Genomic DNA, 19,183 nt, shown 5'->3' on the forward strand with positions numbered 1-19,183 from the left:
TGTTTCGGGTGAAGCCCGGTCCAACCGCAAGGGAGATTCCCGATGGGAACAGCCATCGCCGTGATCGTCATCATCCTGGTCATCGTCGCCATCGTGGCGCTGGTCGGGATCGGGTCCTACAACGGGTTCGTCAAGGCGCGGAACCTGATCCAGGAGTCCTGGCGCCAGGTCGACGTCGAACTGAACCGGCGGTACGAACTCGTCCCCAACCTGGTCGAGACGGTACGGGCCTACGCGGCGCACGAGCGGAACACGCTGGAGGACATCACCCGGCTCCGCGGCCAGGCGCAGCAGCTGTCCCAGTCCGAGGGCGCCTTGCCGAGCCAGCAGCGGGCCCAGGTCGAGGAGGCTCTGTCCGGCGCCGTGCACAGCCTGATGGTCAGCGTCGAGGCGTACCCGGATCTGAAGAGCAACCAGAACTTCCTCGAGCTGCAGCGCCAGCTGGCCGAGACCGAGGACCGGATCGCCGCCGGCCGCCGCTTCTACAACGCCAACGTGCGGGCGTACAACACCAAGGTCGACTCGGTGCCGAGCAACATCATCGCGAACATGTTCAAGTTCGAGAAGGCCACCTACTTCGAGGTCAACGACCCGGCGGTACGGCAGGCGCCGGACGTCAGCTTCGGCGAGATCGCGTACCGCGGTGATCAACAACAGCAGCAGCAGGGCCAGCTGCCGCAGCAGCAGTCCGGGCAGCCGTATCCGGATCCGAACCAGCTGCCGAATCCGCAGGCCCAGCAGCAGCAGTATCAACAGCCGCAGTACGACCAGCAGCCGCAGCAGTACCAGCAGCCGCCGCAGCAGGGCTACCCGCCGCAACAGCAGCAGGGCTACCCGCCGCAACAGCCGCCGACCCAGCAGTGAGTGATCATCCCGGCGTTGAAACAATGCCGGGGTGACCATCTCTGAGATGACGTACCGCCAGCTCGGCGGATCCGGCCTGACCGTGTCCACCGTCGGCCTCGGCTGCAACAACTTCGGCGGGCGAATGGCCGATGATCAGGTGCCCGAGGTGGTCGCGGCGGCCATTGATCATGGCATCACGCTGTTCGACACCGCCGACGTGTACGGCAACCAGGGCGGCTCGGAGACCCTGCTGGGCCAGGCGCTCGGCGCTCGCCGGGATCAGGTGATCATCGCGACGAAGTTCGGCATGGACATGGGCGGCGCGAACGGGCCGGACTGGGGTGTCCGCGGCTCCCGGCGCTACATCCGGATCGCCGTCGAGAACAGCCTGCGCCGGCTCAACACCGACTGGATCGACCTCTATCAGATGCATCGACCGGACCCGCACACGCCGATCGAGGAGACCCTCGCGGTGCTGTCGGACCTGGTCGCCGAGGGCAAGGTGCGCTATCTCGGCAGCTCCAACTTCGCCGGCTGGCAGGTGATCGACGCCGACTGGACGGCCCGGTCCGGCGGCTACGAGCCGTTCGTCTCGGCGCAGAACAACTACTCCTGGCTGAAGCGCGACATCGAGACCGAACTGGTGCCGGCCCTTGATCACACCGGCCAGGGCCTGCTGCCGTTCTTCCCGCTGGCGGCCGGCCTGCTGACCGGCAAGTACCGGCGCGGCGAGGCGGCACCCGACGGCAGCCGGCTGGCCAAGCAGCCGGACCGCCTGCAGGGCGCCGACTTCGACACCATCGAGGCCCTGCAGGCCTTCGCCGACCAGCGCGGCATCACCCTTCTCGACGTCGCGATCGGCGGTCTCGCCGCGATGCCGACCGTCGCCTCCGTCATCGCCGGCGCGACCAAGGTCGACCAGATCGCCGCCAACGTCGCCGCAGGCCTCTGGCAACCCACCGACGAGGACCTCGCCGAACTCGACACCCTCACCACCCCCACCCCCCAATCCCGCTGACCGGTCACAAAAGCAGCCGTTCTGGCGGCGTGTCGCTGCACTTGTGCCCAGTCGGCGGAAGGAGTCGGGGTCGGGCGGGCGCGCAGGTGTGCGGGTCGGCGGGAGGAGTCGGTCGCGGGGAGGGGGTCGCGGCCGGCTGGCGCCGATCGGGTCGGCGGAAAGGAGTCGGGTCGGCGGAGGAGTCGGGTCGAAGGGGGAGTCGAGTCGGCGGAGGGAGTCGGGTCGGCGGGGAGGGAGTCGGGGCCGGCTCAGCCCGGACTTCGGGCGCAGATTCTGGATCCGGCGGGATGATCCGGGGCGGCGGGAGGACCGGCGAGCCGGGTCGTCATATGGAGCGTCTGGGCCCACCAGCCGTGGCCGGGACCGAGCACTTGGGCGCCGCCCGGGTCGACGGAGGAGTCGGGACGGCGCGAGGAATCGGGGTCGACGGGGAGGGAGTACCGATGTCGCGATTTCTCTTGACACCAGCTGGTTCAACGTTGCACCGGGCGTCCACTGGTCCATGCCAAGAGAAATCGCGACACCGTGGAGGCGGGCGCCGGGCGGGCGGGTCCCGGAGCCGCGGGATCACCTCGATCAGGGTGTCCTGGATGTAGGTCAGCTCCGGGGTCGGTTGCCAGCTCTTCTGGCCGACGTCCTCTGCCGCCCAGTCAGTCGCCGCCGCTTCGGGATCGGCGCCGGCGCGGTAGACCCACCAGAGGTTGTGCCAGGGATCGAGAATTCGAGAGAAGGCCTCGCCGAAAACGCGGTTGGACAGGCCACGGTCTCCGCGCCGAGGGACTCAGCCCGCTGGCAGGCGGCCTCCGCGACGTACACCTGGAGCAGGGCGGGGAGGACGGCCAGCCGGCTTCCGTTCGGCGATCATGATCGTCGAGTCGCCGGGCTGGAGTTCGGCGAGCAGCAGCAGGCCGTCGTCGTCGATCGCGCGTCTCGGGCCGGTCGACGGCGTCGACCAACCTCGGTGACGAAGCGGATCATGCCGTCGGCGACCGGCAGCGGCACCGTCTCGCCCAGGACCTTCGGGACGTCCGGAATGGCCACGTGCGCCGCCAGCTCGACGCCCCACTCACGCTCGCCCAGGTAACCCTCGAACGCTCCGCACGCTTGCTGAACTCGGCCTGGCTCTCCGACCGGCCCAGTGATCGTGGAGCGACCCAAGTCCTGGCACGGGGCTCCCAAGCCTGCTCCAGCAGCGCGGCGATCTTGGACCGGCAGCTGCCGCAGCTGGCGCCGGCCCGACGAACCGCGCCCCGCGTGGCCGGACGTGCGGGCGCAGTTCATTGAGACGATGTGACCTCGGTTTCGGCGGGTTCTGCCGGTCAAGCGGTCCGCTCGGTGCCCTTTCGGCTGGAGAGGCTCGGCCCGCCAGACGGTCCGGACCAGCGGCGAGCGCCCCGGCCGTTCCTCGCAGGCGGGGCCGACCGCACCGCCCGAGGCACCGCCTACGCTGCGGGTATGAGTTCCCCGCCGGGCTGGTATCCCGATCCGGGCGGCCGCGCCGGCCACTTCCGCTACTGGGACGGGCGTGCCTGGTCGGCCGCGACCACGACGCAGCCGGCCACCCCGCCGCCGAGCCAGCCGAGCCAGCCGAGCCAGCCAATCCGGCCTGGACAGCCGGCCCGGAGATCGTCCGCCGGCTGGCTGCTCGGGCTGTTCGTGGTCGGAGTGGTCGTGCTGGTCGTGGTGGTGGTCCTGGTGGTCCGGGGCACCGGAATCGCCAGCCCGGGTGCGGATCCGGGCGGCCAGCCGTCGGGTGACCTCTGCCAGACCGCGAGCGCGGTCGAAGGGTCCGCTCCGCCGCAGTCCGGCGACCGGGTGGTCAGCGGCCGGCTGTCCGTACCGCGGCTCGGTCCGCCGTTCCAGGCACCGCGGTACGACCCGCGGGTGCCGTTCGGCCGGGACGTGCAGAGCCAGGACGCACCGGTCGAGGTGAGCGCCGACGGCAGGACCTCCTGGCTGGCCGGCGTGCTGATCGCGCGGCTGCTGGCCGGCGACGGGTTCTACGGCCCGCAGCAGGGCGCAGACCTCGTGGTGACCTGCATCCTCGGCGTCTTCTACGGCAACGCGACCGTGGCCAGGGACGACGTGAAGAACCAGGCTACGACCGTGGACGGGCATGACGCCTGGCTTATCGAATCCAACCTGTCCTTCGACGTGCCGGGGATCAAGACCAAGGGCGAACTACTGATCGTGGTCGTCGTCGACGTGGGCGACGGCGAGGGCGGCCTGTTCTACGCCTCGATCCCGAACACCACCCCAGAACTGGTCGCGCCGGCCCGAAAGGCCCTGGCCGACCTCCGGGTCGACGCCTGATCGAAGGAGTGCCATGACGTTCCCGACCGACTTCTCCTGGGGGCGTGGCCAGCGCCGGGCATCAGAACGAGGGAGACAACGTCCACAGCGACATCTGGACCCTCGAGCACACCGAGCCGACGATCTTCCGCGAGCCGAGCGGGCCCGCCTGCCGCGCGTACGAGTTGTGGGAGACCGACCTCGACATCGTTCGCGACCTGGGTCTGAACGCGTACCGCTTCAGCGTCGAGTGGGCCCGGATCGAGCCGGCCCGCGGAACCGTCGACGCCGCCGCGCTGGACCACTACGAGCAGGTCGTCGACGGCGCGCTCGAGCGCGGCATCACGCCGTTGATCACGTTCTGCCACTTCGCCGCACCGCACTGGTTCGCGGCGTCGGGATCGTGGCTCGGCCCCGACGCGCCGCAGCTGTTCGGCGACCACTGCGACCGCGTGATGGCGCGGGTCGGCGACCGGATCGGCGCCGGCATCACGCTCAACGAGCCGAACCTCGAGCAACTGCTGCAGGCGCTCGGGCACCTGCCGCCCGAGGCCGAGGAGGCCAAGCGCGCGATGCTGGCCGCGGCGGCGCGCAATGCCGGAACCGAGCGGTACTACGCCGCCAACGTCATCCCGGCGGACGATCAGTTCGCGCTGCGCGACGGGTTCCTCCGGGCCCACCGGGCCGGCAAGGCGGCGATCAAGGCACGACGCTCCGACCTTCCGGTTGGCGTCTCCGTCGCGATCGGCGACGATGTCGCGGTCGCGGGCGGTGAGGCCCGGCGCGACGCCCGGCGCGAGCAGGTGTACGACTTCTGGCTGCACGAGGCGCGGAACGACGACTTCATCGGCGTGCAGAACTACGAGCGGGTGTGGCACGGGCCCGACGGCGAGGTGTTCCCCGACGGGCCCCGCAACGGCATGGGCACCGTCATCTCCTACGCCTCGGTCGCCGGCGCCGCGCGCTACGCGTACGAGGTCTCGGGTGTCCCGGTGCTGGTGAGCGAACACGGGATCCAGACCGACGACGACGCCGTGCGGGCCGACTTCATCCCGGCCTCGCTCGCGGAGCTCGCGATCGAGGTCGAGCGCGGTACGCCGATCCTCGGCTACTGCCATTGGACGTTGATGGACAACTTCGAGTGGATCTTCGGCTACGGAGCAAAGCTCGGTCTCGTCGAGGTCGACCGGGAGACGTTCCGGCGCACCCCGAAGCCCAGCGCCGGCGTCTACGCCGACACCGTCCGTCGCTACCGGGAGCCGGTCTGAAACCGGACCCCGCCCGGGCCCTGCGTCGCCTCTAGATCACGCAGAACTCGTTGCCCTCCGGGTCGGCCAGGATCATGTGCGAGCCGTCGTCGTCGTCGACCCGGCGCAGTACGGTTGCGCCCGCCGCGACCAGCCGGGCGGCCTCGTCGTCCTGTCGCTGCCGGACCTGCTCGGCCGGAAGCCCCTTGGACACCTTGAGGTCGAGGTGCAGCCGGTTCTTGGCGGTCTTGTCCTCGGGCACGGCGAGGAAGAAGATGTCCGGCCGGTCCCGTCCCGAGAGGTCGATGATCGTCCGGGCCCGGTTGCGGCCCTCGGCCGGGAATCCCTGCTCGTCGGCCCAGCCGTCCCAGCTGTCGAACCCGGGCGGCGGTGCCCCGGCCGGCCGGTCCGGGTCGCTGCCCGGGAAGTCGTACCCCTCGAGGGCGGTCAGCCAGAACAGCGCGAGGCCGTGCGGGTCGCGGCAGTCGAACACCAGGTTGACGTCGTAGCCGATCATGGCGGTGAGCCTCCCAGACCGTACTGACAAAAGGACGGAGCCGGGCTGGGTGGCCCAGCCCGGCTCCTGGCGTCACGGTTGCCCGGGACGGTCAGTCGACGTAGAAGCCGCCGGAGTTGAGCTTGAGCTCACCGATGATCGGGTGGCGCCGGTCGGCGGCGGTGTCGTACCAGTGCCAGACGACGCAGCGGCGGTTTCCGGAGGTGTAGAAGACGTCCATCCCGCCGGGGCCGGCGTGGTTGCCGGGCAGGCCGCGGTAGGGGCCGAGCCCGCCGGCACCGGTGTAGCCGAAGTACGGCTGGTTCGCGCCGTCCTGCAACAGTCGGCAACGGCTGGACGGCAGCGGGCTGGTGCCGCAGTCGGCGATGCCGGTCGAGTAGCGGGCGCTGCGCCAGTTGTTGCCGGAGAACATGAGGTAGTAGTGGCCGGCGCCGCCGACGAAGATCGACGGATTCTCGATCACGTGGGTCGTCCCGGACATGTTCGTGGATTCCCAGACGAGGTCCGTGCTCTTCAACAGGTCCCGACGGGTGTTCCAGAGCGCGAACCCGTTGGAGCCGACCTGCACGACGGAGATCCCGGTCTGCGGCCACGAGGTGATCGCGTCGTCCCGGTAGACGACGTAGAGCTTGCCATCAGCGACGAAGGGATCAGCGTCGATGGCCCACCGGCCGCCGCCTGGGCACGCCCACTCGCCCCGATCGGTGAACGGCGACTTGGCACCGCCGGACGTGGCCAGCCCGATGCACTTCTGACTGGTGCCCTTCTTCGTTGCCGTGTAGTACATGAAGTAGGTGCCGTTGAATTCGACCACTCCCGGCGCCCAGACCTCTTTGAGCTTGTTCTCGTCGAGTTCATCCGCCCAGGGGCCAGGGCCTGAGGGCAGTGCATCGCCTGCGGCGCAGTTGGACATGCCCACCGTGTCGCCTGATCCGTGATTGAGGAAGGGTACGTACAGCTTCACGCCCGTCGGGGCGCCGCAGCGTGGGCCCGCTCCGGAGCCGACGTTCGTTCCGTAGGTGACGTAGGTGCCGTCCTTGGCCAGCACCGTGTTGGGATCGGCGAGTGGGAACGTCGACGAGGGGGTGGCGGCGTTCGCCGCGATCGGCCCCGTGGCCAGCGATGCGGTAACGATCAGCACCAAGGCCAGGGCTGATGTGAGCAGGGTGGATTTTCCGAGTCTGGTCATTGCGTACTCCCTCTGAAGCGGGGACAGCCGACAGGTCGAATTGTTCTGGCGCCACTTCGCTTCAACAAGATCGACTCGTCCATCTGGTCAAAACCGTTCAGATGCGGGACGATCAATAGCGGTTCTCGGGGAATCTCGGGCCTGCTTGCTTGCCCGGGTTTGTTGAGGGCGAGCGGAGTGGTGCGGGATGCAGGAACTGCGGGGGCGGCTCGGGAGGCCGCTGACCCTTCGGAAACTCTGGCCGGTGCTGGCCGCGGCGCTGCTCACCGCCGCCTGGATCATCCTGCCGGCCTCGCCCGTGATCGCGGCAACCACCGAGGTCGGTACGCCCGGCGAACTGGCGGCCGCGTTCGGCAAGGCGAACGGCGACGGCGTAGTCCGGTTGACCGCGGACATCACGGTGACCGCGACCGACGAAGCGATCATGGTGCCGGCCGGGCGGGAAGCCGTCCTCGATCTGACCGGGCATGCGCTGACGATCACCGGCCGGGACCGCGGCGCCGGGCTCGGCGTACCGGAGCGGGCGTCCTTGATCATCCGCGACTCGGCCGGCGGCGGAACGCTCACCGCCCAAGGCGCGCCCGGCGGTGCCGGAATCGGCGGCGGGGACAACGCCGGTGCCGGCAAGATCACCGTCGAGAGCGGTACGGTCTCGGCGACCGGCGGCACCTCGGGCGCGGCGATCGGCGGCGGTTATCTCGGCGGCGGCGGCACGATCATGATCACCGGCGGTACGGTCTCGGCGGCCGGTGGCGAGTACGGTGCCGGAATCGGCGGCGGCCAGGGTGGGGCCAGCGGCATGATCACGATCAACGGTGGAACGGTCGGCGCCCGCGGCGGCAACCGGGCCGCGGGTCTCGGCGGCAACGTCGCGACGCCGGCAGGCGCGATCATGATCAACGGCGGCGCCGTGACCGCGACCGGCGGGCCCGCCGGCGCCGGAATCGGCGGCGGGATAGAGAATCCGGGGGGCCGGATCATGATCAACGACGGTACCGTCACGGCCACCGGAGGCGCCGAGTCCGCCGGGATCGGCGGCGGCTGGAACGGTGCCGGGGGCGAGGTGACCATCGCCGGCGGCACGATCGCGGCCATGGGCGGCCGGACCGGGGCCGGCATCGGTGGCGGCACCGAGGGCGCCGGCGGCACGACCATGATCACCGGCGGTACGGTCACCGCGGACGGCGCCGACTTCGCGGCCGGGATCGGCGGCGGCAACGGGACCGGCGGTACCGCCGGGACGATCACGATCAACGGCGGCACGGTCCGGGCCACGGCCCAGCGCGGCGCCGGGATCGGCGGCGGCGATCTGGCCGCCGGCGGCACCGTGATCATCGGCGCCGGCGCGGATGTCACCGCCTCCTCGGTGACCGGCTCGGCGATCGGAGCCGGCGCCGGCTCGACCGGGTTCGGCTCGCTGAGCAACGCCGGCACGGTGACGATCGACTCCGGCACCCTGCTGGTCCCGGCCGGAGCGACCCTGATGAACTCGGGCCGGCTGGCCGGCGCCGGTGCACTCGCCGGGGCCGGCACCGTGCAGAACACCGGCGTGGTCAGCCCCACGCTCACCGTCGCCGCCGGGCTCTCGGTGCTGCGCAACGACTACCGGTTCGCCTTCGATCCCGTACCGGGCAACGAATCGGCCGGGACCGCGCGCTGAGACAGAATGCTCCGGTGACCGACCCCGACGGCAGCGAGCCCTTCGACCAGCCCGGCGTCGGCCCGCACCCCGAGCCGTGGCCCGACGACCCGCGGCTGGACCCGGAACTGCTCGCGGCCGGCGACCGGCGCAACGTGATCGACCGCTACCGGTACTGGCGGCTGGACGCGATCGTCGCGGACCTTGATCGACAACGGCACCCGCTCCGGGTCGCGATCCAGAACTGGGAGCACGACTTCAACATCGGCTCGATCGTGCGCACGGCGAACGCGTACAACGTCGCCGGGGTGCACATCGTCGGCCGGCGGCGCTGGAACCGGCGCGGCGCGATGGTCACCGACCGCTATCTGCAGGTGGAACACCATCCGACCGTCGCCGACCTCGCGGACCGGATGGCCGAGCTGGACACGATCATGATCGGTGTCGACAACCTGCCCGGCAGCCTGCCGCTGGAACGCACCGAGCTGCCGCAGCGCTGCTGCCTGGTCTTCGGCTCGGAGGGACCGGGGCTCACCGACGAGCTGGTCGCCGCCTGCCGGGACCTGGTCGCGATCACGCAGTACGGGTCCACCCGCTCGATCAACGCCGGCGCGGCCGCGGCGATCGCCATGTATCACTGGGCTTTACGCTGGGCCTGAAGAATTCCTTCCGGTGAACTGTCGATTTCTGTCGCCGGCCGTCGTGGATCCGGTGTCAGAATCGATCGACGGAAGGACAATCCGATGAAGTACGTCTTGATGTTCACCAGCCGGCCCGACCTCGACGCGGCCGTGCCCGCGGAGCGGCAGCAGGAGGTCTACCAGGCCATCTTCGGCTGGTTCCAGCAGAACGGCGCGGCGATCACCGACTCCGGTGCCGAGTTGCAGGGCCAGGAGACCGCGACCACCGTCAAGTCCGGCGACGGCGGCGGTGACCCGGTCGTGGTCGACGGGCCGTTCATCGAGGGCAAGGAGTCGATCGGCGGCTTCAGCATTATCGACGTCCCGGACCTCGACGCGGCGATCGCCCTGGCCAAGAGCTGGCCGTCGCTGGCCCTGCCCGGGGTGGCTGTCGAGATCCGGCCGATCGTCGACCACGCGGCGATGTGACCGCACCTCCGGCCGATCATGCCGACGCAGAGTTGGCACGGATCGTCCGGGCCGAAGCGGGTTTGATCGTCGCGCACCTGCACCGCCGGCTCGGTGACTTCGACGTCGCCGAGGAGGCGGTGCAGCTGGCGATCACCGACGCGCTCCGGGTCTGGCGGCGGGACGGCCCGCCGCCGAATCCGGGCGGCTGGCTGTCCACCACCGCCCGCCGGCGCGCAATCGACCTGCTCCGTCGCCAGTCCCGGGAGCTCCGGCGGCTCGATGATCAAGGTGTCGACGAGCCGGCGGTACGGGAGCCGGCGGCGACCGGGTCCGGGCGGGAGTTGGACGAACGGCTGCCGATGCTGTTCGCCTGTTGCCATCCGGCGCTTGCGGCGGAGACCCGGCTGCCGCTGACCCTGCGGGCCGTGGTCGGCCTGACCACCGAGCAGATCGCCAGGGCGTTCCTCACCCCGACTGCGACGATGGCGCAGCGCCTGGTCCGGGCCAAGCGCAAGATCACCGCGGCCGGGATCTCCTTCGCGCTTCCCGACGAAGATCAACTTCCGGCGCGGTTGGACGACGTGCTGTCGGTGATCACGGTCGCGTACAACACCGGCTATCTCGACGCCGATGATCAACAGCTGGCCGGCGACATGCTCTGGCTGGCCGAACTCGTGGCCCGGCAGTTGCCGGACCAGCCGGAGGCATGGGGCCTGCTCGCCCTGCTCACCCTGCAACAGGCTCGGGCAGGAGCCCGGCTCGGCACCGACGGCCGGCTGGTGTTACTGGCGGATCAAGATCGCGAACGCTGGGACCTGGCCATGATCAACCGGGCCGACCGGTTCCTCGAGCTGGCCGCGCAAGCCCGCGCGCCCGGCCGGTTCCAGCTGCAGGCGGCGATCGCCGCCTGCCACGCCGCCGCACCGTCCTGGACGGACACCGACTGGCTGCAGATCGTCACGCTCTACGACCTGCTGCTGCGCCATGACCCGTCGCCCGTGATCAGGCTCAACCGGGCCGTGGCGGTGGCCGAGCTGGCCGGGCCGGCGGCGGCGCTGGTCGAGGTGGAGCCGCTGGCCGAGCGGCTGGACGGCTACTACCTGCTGCACGCCGTACGGGCCCGGCTGTTGCACCGGGTCGGCCGCCACGACGAGGGCCGGGCCGCGGACCGGCGGGCGCTGGAGCTGGCCGCGAACCCGATCGAGCAGGAACTGCTCCGGGCCCGGCTGGCCGAGCCAGGCTGAGCCGCCCCGTCTCCCACCTCCGCTGACTGGGCACAAGGCAGCCGATCTGTCGGTGCGTCGCTGCAGAGGTGCCCAGTCAGCGATCTCCGGTCGTTGTGCCGCGGCGATCTGTGGTCGACTTTTCGGCGTCAGGGAGTGACGCTGACGTGAACCTTGGGCGCACCTGAGCCGGACCTGCTTGTCGTGGCCGAAACATGTCCGTAAATTACTGGTATTGACTGGTCTACCTTCAGGAGCGCGATGCGAACGACCCGAGCATGGACGTGACGAGCCCCATGCCTCCCAGCTCCACACCTCAGCTCGAGCCAGCGACGTTGACCGCGGCCATGGACATCGGTCGCTACCGGATCGACCGGCCGATCGGCGCGGCGACCACGAAGCGGGCCCAAGTCCGCGACATCCTGGAACGCCTGATCGACGCCGAGCTCCATCCCGGCGACGCCATCCCGTCCGAGCGGGCGCTGGTGGTCCGGCTCGGGGTCAGCCGGGTCACCGTACGGCAGGCGATCGCGGACCTGGTCGAGGCCGGGGTGCTGGAACGCGTGCACGGCAAGGGCACCTACGTTACCGGGCCGCAGGTGGACTCGCGGCTGCACCTGACCTCGTTCTCCCGGGAGATGCGCGACCGCGGCCTGATCCCGGCGACCGTGGTGTTGTCGGCCACCGACGAACCGGCCGGCGACGACGTCGCGTACGCACTGCGGATCAGGCCCGGCCAGCCGGTGATCCGGGTCGAGCGCCTGCGCACCGCCGACGGCACGCCGATGGCGTACGAGGTCGGCTACTACCCGGCCGCCCTGTTCCCGGGCCTGCTGCAGCGCGAGCTCGGCACCCTCTACGACATCTTCGCCAGCGAGTACGGCGTCGTCGTGACCAGCGGCGAACAGACCGTCCGCGCCGAGTCCGCCGACGCCCACCAGGCCCGGATCCTCGGCATCGCCCGCCGCGCGCCGCTGCTGGTGCAGGAACGGGTCACCCACGCCGGTGACCGGGTGATCGAGCTCTCCACGTCCTGGTACCGGGCTGACCGGTACCGGATCCACATGGCGATCACCCCGCGCGGCGCCCGCGAGAACTAGGCGCCCAAGGCCCTGAGCCTGTCGCAGGGCAGGCCGTTCGAACGCGCCTGGACAACCCCTGCCCACGCGGGGTCTTAACGTTGTAACCTTCTGGCAGCCCGATGACGTGCCAAGAGAGGATGCCGACGATGACACCCCGCTTGACCTTGATCATTCTGCTGTCCGTGGTGCTGGGGATCGGCCTGACGCCGAGCGTTCCCGCCGCTGCCGTACCCACCACCGGTGAACCGCTGTACGACTCGACCAGCATGTATCCGCGCGTCATCCGGCTGCAGCACGGCGACGCGAAGGGCCAGATCCTGGCCAGCGCGACCACCTTCACCGAGCGTGGCGGCGAGGTGGCGATCTTCCGCAGCACGGACGACGGCAAGAGCTTCCAGCACGTCACGCTGATCCCGGCCGCGCAGGGCTTCGGCAAGCCGGGCCTGTGCTGCGGCTCGATCTACGAGTTGCCGCAGGACGCCGCCGGGATGCCGGCCGGCACCGTGCTCTGGGCCGGGACGATGGGCCAGGAGGCGCGGCCGATGCGGACCGGTCTCGACGTCTGGCGCAGCGACGACGCCGGCAGCACCTGGCGCCGGCTCGGCACGATCATGACCTCGCCGCACGACGGCGGCACCTGGGAGCCCGAGTTCTCGGTCGACCGGAAGGGGCGGCTGGCCGTCTACTTCGCCGAGGAGACCGCGACCGCGCCGCGGGACCAGCGGCTGGCCCGGATGACCACCGACGACGGCGTCACCTGGACCGACAAGCGCTACGTCGTCGACAGTGAGCCCGGCGCCGGCCGACCGGGGATGCCCAACGTGCGGCGGCTGCCGAACGGCTCGTACCTGATGGTGTACGAGATCTGCGGCGTCCCCGGCAGTCAGTACGACTGCGCCGTCTACACCCGGTCCTCCCGGGACGGCATCCACTGGGGCGATCCGCTCGGCGGGCATCGCCGCGTCGTCGCCGAGAGCGGCAACTACTTCGTCGCCGCGCCGACCTTCACCTGGGCTCCGGACGGCACCCGGGACGGCCGGCTGATCTTGGTCGGCCAGCAGCTGAAGAACCCGGACGGCACGCCGGCCGCGGGCAACGGCAGCACGCTGTTCGTCTCCGACGGCCACCCCGCCAAGCCCTGGCGCGAGGTGACCGCCCCGGTCGCGGTGCCGGATCCGTTCCGGCACCCCTGCCCGAACTACTCCTCGACCCTGCTCCCCGTCGGCCGCGGCGAGATCCTGGAGATCGCCACCGACTTCGCCGAGAACCAGTGCCGAGCCTTCTTCGGCACGGCCACGGTGGCCTGAGCAAACGCAGTGCCAGTAGTGCCGCTAACCGGCGTGCCGTTCGAGATACTCGTCCAGTGCCTTCCGAGCCAGGCGGGACCGAGTCACGCCCTCCCGCTCCGCTTGAGCCTCAAGCGCCTGTTCCATCGACTCGGGAACGCGGAACTGGACGACCGGCGAGTGCTTCCGTCCCCCGGACATCGACTTGCCGCCCGGCACGAGGTTGCGTCGCCGTGCTTCGGCCAGGGATTCCTGTGCGATCTGCTCTGCGCGTGATTCGGTCAGTTCCTCGCCGTGGTAGATGAACGGCTCCTCGCTCGTGGACAAGGTCGCCTCACCATGCATGTCCTTGAAAGTCGCCATCACTCCTCCTCCTGCTGCTGGTTGCGGTAGCGGGTCGGCATCGCGTGGATGCAGGCATACTCACCGGATCGCTTGTCGTCGGGGACGATGATCAACTCCAGCTCAACACCCAGGCTATCGACTCCGAGGAAGTGCTCCTGATCGCCGATCGATCCGGTGTGGACTGCATTGTTCAATGCGGCGATGATCCGACTCTGCGCGATGCGGTGCTTCCTGGCGGTCGCGGTGATCCGGATCTCTGCCATGATTCTAGTATGTCATACATGTTCGAGTAGATGAAGGATTCGGGTCGGATCGGTCCGTGTTGCAGTTGGGTCGCTGTGAGAATGTCTGGCATGACCGATCGCAGTGTCGAGGCGCTCGCCGTTCCGTACGACCCGACGGCCGCGGAGAACCGGGTGACCCGGCGCAAGCAGCAGCTCCGGGCGCGGTTGATCAGCCTCGTCATCACGCTGGTGATCATGACCGTGTTCTACGTCTGGCGCCGGGACGACCTGACCGGGCCGTGGGTGATCGCGATCTACGCCGCGGTGATCGTGATCGCGCTGGCCTGGATCGTGGTCTGCTGGGTCGGCCTCCGGCTGGCCCGGCAGGAGCTCGCCGAGGTCGGCCAGGGGCTGGCGCTGCGGATCGACCGGACCGGCGTCGAACTGGCCGGGACGTTCGTCGGCTGGCCGCAGGTCGCCGGGCTGGTCGTGATCAAGGGCGGCTTCCTGCGCGCCGAGCGGCTCCAGCTCCGTCGCACCGATGGTGAGCCGGTGTCGGTGGCGCTGGAGGCGATGGCGGTCAAGCCGGCGACGATCGACCAGACCGCGCGGGCCTATTCCGCCGGCCGGCACGGCGTCGACCTGTCCGAGCTGGACAGCTGATCACCTGATCAGGCAGAACGGGTGCCCGGCCGGGTCGAGGTAGACCCGGAAGCCGCCGTTCGTCGACGGCTGGTGCTCGTGCCGGCGGGCACCGAGGGCGAGCACGCCGGGTTCGGCCGCGTCGATGTCGCCGACGCTGAAGTCGAGATGGAACTGCTGCGGATGAGTGCCGCCCGGCCAGGTCGGCGCCACCCAGTCGTCGATCCGCTGGAACGCCAGCGACGGCCGACCCTCCGGGTTGTCCGGTGAGACGCCGCCGCCGGGCGGCTCCAGCGTGACCCAGTCCTTGTCGGCGTCCTCCGGCATGGTCCAGCCGAGCAGGTCGGCGTAGAACCGGCCGAGTTCGAGGGCGTCCGGGCAGTCCAGGATGATCAGATCCAGTACGGGTTTCGTCGTCATGACCGCACCGTACGAGAGGTTCCGGACGAATTGCTTCCGGTTCGGGCTCGTCCGCAGAAACCACCGGGGAACCCGGTCTACAATCCGCCGGGGCGGCTCTGACAGACTGCGGCTGTTAGCACACGTACAGCAAGAAAGTGGTGACCGATGCCCATCGCATCCCCCGAGGTGTACGCCGAGATGCTGCAGAAGGCGAAGCAGAACGCCTTCGCGTACCCGGCGATCAACATCAGCTCATCCCAGACCCTGAACGCCGCGTTGCAGGGATTCGCCGAGGCGGGCTCGGACGGCATCATTCAGGTCTCCACCGGCGGCGGCGAGTACGCCTCCGGTCCGACGATCAAGAACATGGTGACCGGTGCCGTGGCCCTCGCGGCGTACGCCCATGAGGTGGCGAAGAACTACCCGATCAATGTGGCCGTGCACACCGACCACTGCCCGAAGGACAAGCTGGACGGCTTCGTCCGGCCGCTGCTGGCGATCTCCGAGGAGCGCGTCGCGCGCGGCGAGAACCCGCTGTTCCAGTCGCACATGTGGGACGGCTCCGCGGTGCCGGTCGAGGAGAACCTCTCGATCGCCGCCGAGCTGCTCGAGCGGACCAGCAAGGCCAAGATCATCTTGGAGATCGAGGTCGGTGTCGTCGGCGGCGAGGAGGACGGCGTCAGCCACGAGATCAACGAGAAGCTCTACACCACCGTCGAGGACGGGCTGCGCACCGTCGAGGTGCTCGGCGCCGGTGAGAAGGGGCAGTACATCACCGCCCTCACCTTCGGCAACGTGCACGGCGTCTACAAGCCCGGCGCGGTGAAACTGCGGCCCGAGGTGCTGAAGGAGATCCAGGACGAGGTCGGCGCCAAGATCGGCAAGGAGCGCCCGTTCGACCTGGTCTTCCACGGTGGTTCCGGCTCGACCCTGGAGGAGATCCGGGCCGCGGTCGACTACGGCGTCGTGAAGATGAACATCGACACCGACACCCAGTACGCGTTCACTCGGCCGGCCGCCGCGCACATGTTCACCAACTACGACGGTGTCCTCAAGGTGGACGGCGAGGTCGGCAACAAGAAGGCCTACGACCCGCGCGCCTGGGGCAAGCTGGCCGAGGCCGGCATGGCCAAGCGCGTCGTCGAGGCCTGCGAGCACCTGCGCAGCACCGGCACCTCGTTGAACGCCTGAGGCCCGGATGAGGGTACGGCTGATCGGCGCGAATCCGTTCCTGACCTTGTATCGGGACGGCGCGCCGGTCGCCTACGCCTCCGTCTGGCGGGTCGACTGGTCCGAGCGGGGCGCCGGCCATGCGCTGGTGTACGGAGACGCCGAACGGGTCCGGGTGATCGGCCCGGATCCGGACCTCGGGCTCTGGCTCGCGGAGTCGTACAACCGTTATTTCCAAGACGTCTGCGCCGGACTGCCCTGGCACGAACCGGAGTTGATCAAGGCCCCGGTGGACTGGCACCTGGACCTCGCCACCGGCCTGCGCGCCAAGGCCGATGATCTTGAGGTCGAGGTCGCCGACCCGATCGATCGCCAGCTCGGCCGCAACGACGCGTACCAGCTGGGCGAGGTGACCAACATCCTGTCGACCGTCTGGATGCCCTGCCGGATCGGCACGATCAAGATCAACGGCGAACCGGTCGAGGGCGAGCTCAAGATCACCACCGATCCGCTCTACTCCTCCGCCGCGATCGCAGACGCCGAGGTCTGGTGCTGGCCCGAGTAATCCCCAGGCTTCGCAACGGAGCGGCTTGCTAGAGTCGGCGGTGTGACGTGTTCTCCCGGTGTCACGGGCACGCGCTGACCCTGCGCCAGTTGGCGTGCCTGCCACCTGCTTCTTTTTCGGCCGGTCGCTCACCGAAGCGGTCAGCGCGATCATCCGCGCCCCTTGTCCCTTCTCTTTGGGAGGCCACTTCAGCATGTCCCTTGCCGAATCCGATGATGATCACCGTGCCGTCGCCCAGCAGGCCGTGGCTGCAGCGATGGCGACGGCCGCAACGCTTGACTTGGCGGTCGACGACGCCGTCGTCCTCAACGAATCCAACCGCCTGGTCGTCCGCCTGACGCCCTGCGACACGGTCGCGCGAGTCACACCCATGACTCACCACGCAGGCCATCAAGCGAGCCCGGAACGCGAGGTGGAACTGGTGTACCGGCTGGCGCAGACGGACAGCCCCGTTGCCACGCTGGACGATCGGGTCGAACCGCGGATCTACGTGCGTGACGGTTTCAAGATCACCTTGTGGACCCACTACGAGCCGATCCAGGCCCCACCGACTGCGGCCGACTACGCGCACGTACTTCGGCGTCTTCATGCCGGCCTGCGGCAACTGGAGATCGCTACGCCGCATGTCATGGCTCGCGTCGCCGCCGTACAACACGACGTTGCCAGCCGTGACATCACGCCAGACCTTGCGGATGCCGACCGAACGTTTCTCGCTGACACGCTGTATGAGCTGAGGCGGTCCGTCACCACCTGGCACGCTCCTGAGCAACTGCTCCACGGCGAGCCGCACCCGGCGAACGTGATCAACGCCAAGACCGGGCCGCTCTTCATCGACTTCGAGAACACCGCCCGGGGACCCGTCGAGTACGACCTCGGCTGGGTACCCAGAGCAGTGGGCGATCACTATCCAGGCGTCGACCAGGGGTTGCTGGACGGGTGCCGCGGCCTCGTCGTGGCGATGGTCACTGCGTACCGGTGGCGTCGCGACGACCGGCACCCGAGCGGCAGGGAATCCGGAGTTGCCTTTCTCAGCGCTCTGCGGGACGGTCCACCCTGGCCGGCGCTCGACGAGGTCACCTGGTAGCGGCCTGGATCGCGTAGCAGGTACGGGTCCGGTCAATCGCAGTCCGCCGGTCCCGACTGCTCCTTGCCGCCACTGGTTTGTCCGGGCGCGATGACTTCGGCGAGTCGCTCGGTAAGAAGCTGGACCTCGGGCTCGGTCGGGGCCAATTGGGTTGCCCGGCTGTAAGCGACTGCGGCGTCGGCGGACCGTCCGAGTTGGCTCAGGAGGGCCCCGCGGGTCGCGTGCAGGAGGTGGTAGCCGTCGAGTTCCGCTGCGACGGCGTCCACGAGGTCCAGGGCGGCGGCGGGTCCCTGGGTCTCGGCCACCGCAATCGCGCGGTTCAGCGCCACCATCGGCGTGGGCATGGCCACGAGCAGCCGGTCGTAGAACCTGACGATCGCCGCCCAGTCGGTGGCGTGGTACGTGGGCGCGTCGCCATGCACAGCGTGGATGGCGGCCTGGAGCTGGAACGGGCCCATCCTGCCGCGCCGGAGACAGCGCAGCACAAGATTGTGGCCTTCGGTGATCAGCCCGCGGTCCCACTGTGACCGGTCCTGGTCGCGCAGGAGAACGATGGCGTCGGTGCCGCGTGCCGGTGTCCGGGATTCGCACAGCAGCATGAGCGCGAGCAGGCCGAGCGCTTCGGGTTCGTCGGGCATCACGGCCACCAGCAACCTGGCGAGCCGGATCGCTTCGCGGCGTAGGTCGCCACGCCCCTTGCGGTTGTCGGCGCCAGCGTTGTAGATCAGGTAGAGCACGGTGAGCACAACGCGCAGGCGGGCCGGGAGTTCGGCGGCAGCGGGCACCCGGAACGGGATCCCGGCCGCGCTGATCTTGAACTTGGCCCGCACCAGCCGCTTGGCCATGGTGGCCTCGCTGACCAGGAACGCCCGCGCGACCTCCTGGGGTGACAGGCCGCCGATCAGCCGCAATGTGAGCGCTACTTGATGCTCCACCCTCAAGGCCGGGTGGCAGCAGGTGAAGATGAGCCGCAGCTGATCATCGCGCATCAGATCCGGGTCCCCTTCAGGAACCGCCTCCCAGGGGTGTTCGGCAGGCTCGGACCGGGCGGCCGCGAGCTTCCCGTACAACTCGCGTCCCCGGTCGGCACGCCGCTTGAGGTCGATGGCCCGGTGTCGGGCGGTGATCACGATCCAACCCGCCGGGTTCGGCGGGATCCCGCTTCGCGGCCAGTGGTGCATCGCTGCCACGAAAGCGTCCTGCACGGCGTCCTCAGCGAGCGTGATGTCGCCGAACAGCCGGACCAGGGAGGCCACAGCCGCCCCGTGTGCTTCGCGGAACGCGCGCTCGACCTCCTCCATACCTGCCCACCTTGCTCCTC

General features: G+C 69.6%; 20 protein-coding genes. 14 read left to right on the plus strand and 6 right to left on the minus strand.

Annotated features, from left to right (window positions below; translation table 11 throughout):
* Positions 1–42 precede the first annotated feature (42 nt).
* From BKA15_RS20295 to BKA15_RS36930, 4 genes are all read left to right on the plus strand, one after another.
* Positions 43–864, plus strand: a complete 822-nt coding sequence (locus tag BKA15_RS20295) for a LemA family protein (RefSeq protein WP_179753795.1) — start codon at positions 43–45, stop codon at positions 862–864.
* Positions 865–895: 31 nt separating this feature from the next.
* The gene (locus BKA15_RS20300; protein ID WP_312879152.1) at positions 896–1,864 is read left to right on the plus strand and encodes an aldo/keto reductase; all 969 of its coding nucleotides are present in this window, start codon (positions 896–898) and stop codon (positions 1,862–1,864) included.
* A 1,455-nt stretch (positions 1,865–3,319) separates the two neighbouring features.
* On the plus strand, positions 3,320–4,177 hold the full coding sequence (locus tag BKA15_RS20305) for a DUF2510 domain-containing protein (RefSeq protein ID WP_179753797.1): 858 nt from the start codon (positions 3,320–3,322) through the stop codon (positions 4,175–4,177).
* A 44-nt stretch (positions 4,178–4,221) separates the two neighbouring features.
* On the plus strand, positions 4,222–5,424 hold the full coding sequence (locus BKA15_RS36930; protein WP_218871493.1) for a family 1 glycosylhydrolase: 1,203 nt from the start codon (positions 4,222–4,224) through the stop codon (positions 5,422–5,424).
* 31 nt (positions 5,425–5,455) lie between these two features.
* Here the strand turns inward: BKA15_RS36930 and BKA15_RS20315 are convergent, their stop codons facing one another.
* Entirely contained in the window at positions 5,456–5,920 is a 465-nt protein-coding gene (locus BKA15_RS20315; RefSeq protein WP_179753799.1) for a VOC family protein, read from the minus strand.
* A gap of 91 nt (positions 5,921–6,011) precedes the next feature.
* The gene (locus BKA15_RS20320) at positions 6,012–7,109 is read right to left on the minus strand and encodes a family 43 glycosylhydrolase (protein WP_179753801.1); all 1,098 of its coding nucleotides are present in this window, start codon (positions 7,107–7,109) and stop codon (positions 6,012–6,014) included.
* A gap of 187 nt (positions 7,110–7,296) precedes the next feature.
* Here BKA15_RS20320 and BKA15_RS20325 point away from each other — a divergent pair, with 187 nt between their 5' ends.
* From BKA15_RS20325 to BKA15_RS20350, 6 genes are all read left to right on the plus strand, one after another.
* Positions 7,297–8,769 (plus strand): hypothetical protein, encoded by a 1,473-nt coding sequence (locus tag BKA15_RS20325; protein ID WP_179753803.1) that lies wholly within the window; start codon positions 7,297–7,299, stop codon positions 8,767–8,769.
* 14 nt (positions 8,770–8,783) lie between these two features.
* Positions 8,784–9,407: a TrmH family RNA methyltransferase gene (locus BKA15_RS20330; protein ID WP_179753805.1), complete on the plus strand. Its 624-nt coding sequence runs from the start codon at positions 8,784–8,786 to the stop codon at positions 9,405–9,407.
* Positions 9,408–9,491: 84 nt separating this feature from the next.
* The gene (locus tag BKA15_RS20335; RefSeq protein ID WP_179753807.1) at positions 9,492–9,857 is read left to right on the plus strand and encodes a YciI family protein; all 366 of its coding nucleotides are present in this window, start codon (positions 9,492–9,494) and stop codon (positions 9,855–9,857) included.
* Positions 9,854–11,083: an RNA polymerase sigma factor gene (locus BKA15_RS20340; protein ID WP_179753809.1), complete on the plus strand. Its 1,230-nt coding sequence runs from the start codon at positions 9,854–9,856 to the stop codon at positions 11,081–11,083. The genes BKA15_RS20335 and BKA15_RS20340 overlap by 4 nt, the downstream gene beginning before the upstream one ends.
* Positions 11,084–11,409: 326 nt before the next feature.
* Positions 11,410–12,162 (plus strand): GntR family transcriptional regulator, encoded by a 753-nt coding sequence (locus tag BKA15_RS20345; RefSeq protein WP_179753811.1) that lies wholly within the window; start codon positions 11,410–11,412, stop codon positions 12,160–12,162.
* 128 nt (positions 12,163–12,290) lie between these two features.
* Entirely contained in the window at positions 12,291–13,451 is a 1,161-nt protein-coding gene (locus BKA15_RS20350) for a sialidase family protein (RefSeq protein WP_179753813.1), read from the plus strand.
* Positions 13,452–13,475: 24 nt separating this feature from the next.
* Here BKA15_RS20350 and BKA15_RS20355 read toward each other — a convergent pair whose 3' ends face one another.
* Together BKA15_RS20355 and BKA15_RS20360 are read right to left on the minus strand one after the other, a co-directional pair.
* Positions 13,476–13,793: a YlcI/YnfO family protein gene (locus tag BKA15_RS20355; protein ID WP_179753815.1), complete on the minus strand. Its 318-nt coding sequence runs from the start codon at positions 13,791–13,793 to the stop codon at positions 13,476–13,478.
* Complete coding sequence (locus BKA15_RS20360) at positions 13,793–14,038, minus strand: hypothetical protein (RefSeq protein WP_179753817.1); 246 nt, start codon at positions 14,036–14,038, stop codon at positions 13,793–13,795. The genes BKA15_RS20355 and BKA15_RS20360 overlap by 1 nt, the downstream gene beginning before the upstream one ends.
* Positions 14,039–14,128: 90 nt before the next feature.
* Between BKA15_RS20360 and BKA15_RS20365 the strand changes: the two genes are divergently transcribed.
* Positions 14,129–14,662, plus strand: a complete 534-nt coding sequence (locus tag BKA15_RS20365; RefSeq protein WP_179753819.1) for a hypothetical protein — start codon at positions 14,129–14,131, stop codon at positions 14,660–14,662.
* On the opposite strand, the gene BKA15_RS20370 is transcribed toward BKA15_RS20365, so the two are convergent.
* Positions 14,663–15,061 (minus strand): VOC family protein, encoded by a 399-nt coding sequence (locus tag BKA15_RS20370; protein WP_179753822.1) that lies wholly within the window; start codon positions 15,059–15,061, stop codon positions 14,663–14,665.
* A 147-nt stretch (positions 15,062–15,208) separates the two neighbouring features.
* Between BKA15_RS20370 and fbaA the strand changes: the two genes are divergently transcribed.
* From fbaA to BKA15_RS20385, 3 genes are all read left to right on the plus strand, one after another.
* Entirely contained in the window at positions 15,209–16,234 is a 1,026-nt protein-coding gene (gene fbaA / locus BKA15_RS20375; RefSeq protein WP_179753824.1) for a class II fructose-bisphosphate aldolase, read from the plus strand.
* 7 nt (positions 16,235–16,241) lie between these two features.
* Positions 16,242–16,778: a hypothetical protein gene (locus BKA15_RS20380; protein WP_179753826.1), complete on the plus strand. Its 537-nt coding sequence runs from the start codon at positions 16,242–16,244 to the stop codon at positions 16,776–16,778.
* Positions 16,779–16,971: 193 nt separating this feature from the next.
* Positions 16,972–17,862, plus strand: coding sequence for a phosphotransferase (locus tag BKA15_RS20385; RefSeq protein WP_179753828.1), 891 nt, complete (start codon positions 16,972–16,974; stop codon positions 17,860–17,862).
* Positions 17,863–17,894: 32 nt separating this feature from the next.
* Here BKA15_RS20385 and BKA15_RS20390 read toward each other — a convergent pair whose 3' ends face one another.
* Positions 17,895–19,163 carry an RNA polymerase sigma factor gene (locus BKA15_RS20390; protein ID WP_179753830.1) on the minus strand — a complete coding sequence of 423 codons (1,269 nt, stop codon included), beginning with the start codon at positions 19,161–19,163 and terminating at the stop codon, positions 17,895–17,897.
* Positions 19,164–19,183 lie beyond the last annotated feature (20 nt).

Source organism: Microlunatus parietis (genome assembly GCF_013407955.1).
GTDB lineage: Bacteria > Actinomycetota > Actinomycetes > Propionibacteriales > Propionibacteriaceae > Microlunatus > Microlunatus parietis.

What these genes read in the sequence shown, in the direction of transcription:
- fbaA (WP_179753824.1), top strand. Translation starts at nt 15,209, where the DNA reads ATGCCCATCGCATCCCCCGAGGTGTACGCCGAGATGCTGCAGAAGGCG.
- BKA15_RS20390 (WP_179753830.1), bottom strand. Translation starts at nt 19,163, where the DNA reads ATGGAGGAGGTCGAGCGCGCGTTCCGCGAAGCACACGGGGCGGCTGTG.
- BKA15_RS20350 (WP_179753813.1), top strand. Translation starts at nt 12,291, where the DNA reads ATGACACCCCGCTTGACCTTGATCATTCTGCTGTCCGTGGTGCTGGGG.
- BKA15_RS20365 (WP_179753819.1), top strand. Translation starts at nt 14,129, where the DNA reads ATGACCGATCGCAGTGTCGAGGCGCTCGCCGTTCCGTACGACCCGACG.
- BKA15_RS20305 (WP_179753797.1), top strand. Translation starts at nt 3,320, where the DNA reads ATGAGTTCCCCGCCGGGCTGGTATCCCGATCCGGGCGGCCGCGCCGGC.
- BKA15_RS20345 (WP_179753811.1), top strand. Translation starts at nt 11,410, where the DNA reads ATGGACATCGGTCGCTACCGGATCGACCGGCCGATCGGCGCGGCGACC.
- BKA15_RS20295 (WP_179753795.1), top strand. Translation starts at nt 43, where the DNA reads ATGGGAACAGCCATCGCCGTGATCGTCATCATCCTGGTCATCGTCGCC.
- BKA15_RS20320 (WP_179753801.1), bottom strand. Translation starts at nt 7,109, where the DNA reads ATGACCAGACTCGGAAAATCCACCCTGCTCACATCAGCCCTGGCCTTG.
- BKA15_RS20360 (WP_179753817.1), bottom strand. Translation starts at nt 14,038, where the DNA reads ATGGCAGAGATCCGGATCACCGCGACCGCCAGGAAGCACCGCATCGCG.
- BKA15_RS20355 (WP_179753815.1), bottom strand. Translation starts at nt 13,793, where the DNA reads ATGGCGACTTTCAAGGACATGCATGGTGAGGCGACCTTGTCCACGAGC.
- BKA15_RS20315 (WP_179753799.1), bottom strand. Translation starts at nt 5,920, where the DNA reads ATGATCGGCTACGACGTCAACCTGGTGTTCGACTGCCGCGACCCGCAC.
- BKA15_RS20325 (WP_179753803.1), top strand. Translation starts at nt 7,297, where the DNA reads ATGCAGGAACTGCGGGGGCGGCTCGGGAGGCCGCTGACCCTTCGGAAA.
- BKA15_RS20335 (WP_179753807.1), top strand. Translation starts at nt 9,492, where the DNA reads ATGAAGTACGTCTTGATGTTCACCAGCCGGCCCGACCTCGACGCGGCC.
- BKA15_RS20385 (WP_179753828.1), top strand. Translation starts at nt 16,972, where the DNA reads ATGTCCCTTGCCGAATCCGATGATGATCACCGTGCCGTCGCCCAGCAG.
- BKA15_RS20380 (WP_179753826.1), top strand. Translation starts at nt 16,242, where the DNA reads ATGAGGGTACGGCTGATCGGCGCGAATCCGTTCCTGACCTTGTATCGG.
- BKA15_RS20370 (WP_179753822.1), bottom strand. Translation starts at nt 15,061, where the DNA reads ATGACGACGAAACCCGTACTGGATCTGATCATCCTGGACTGCCCGGAC.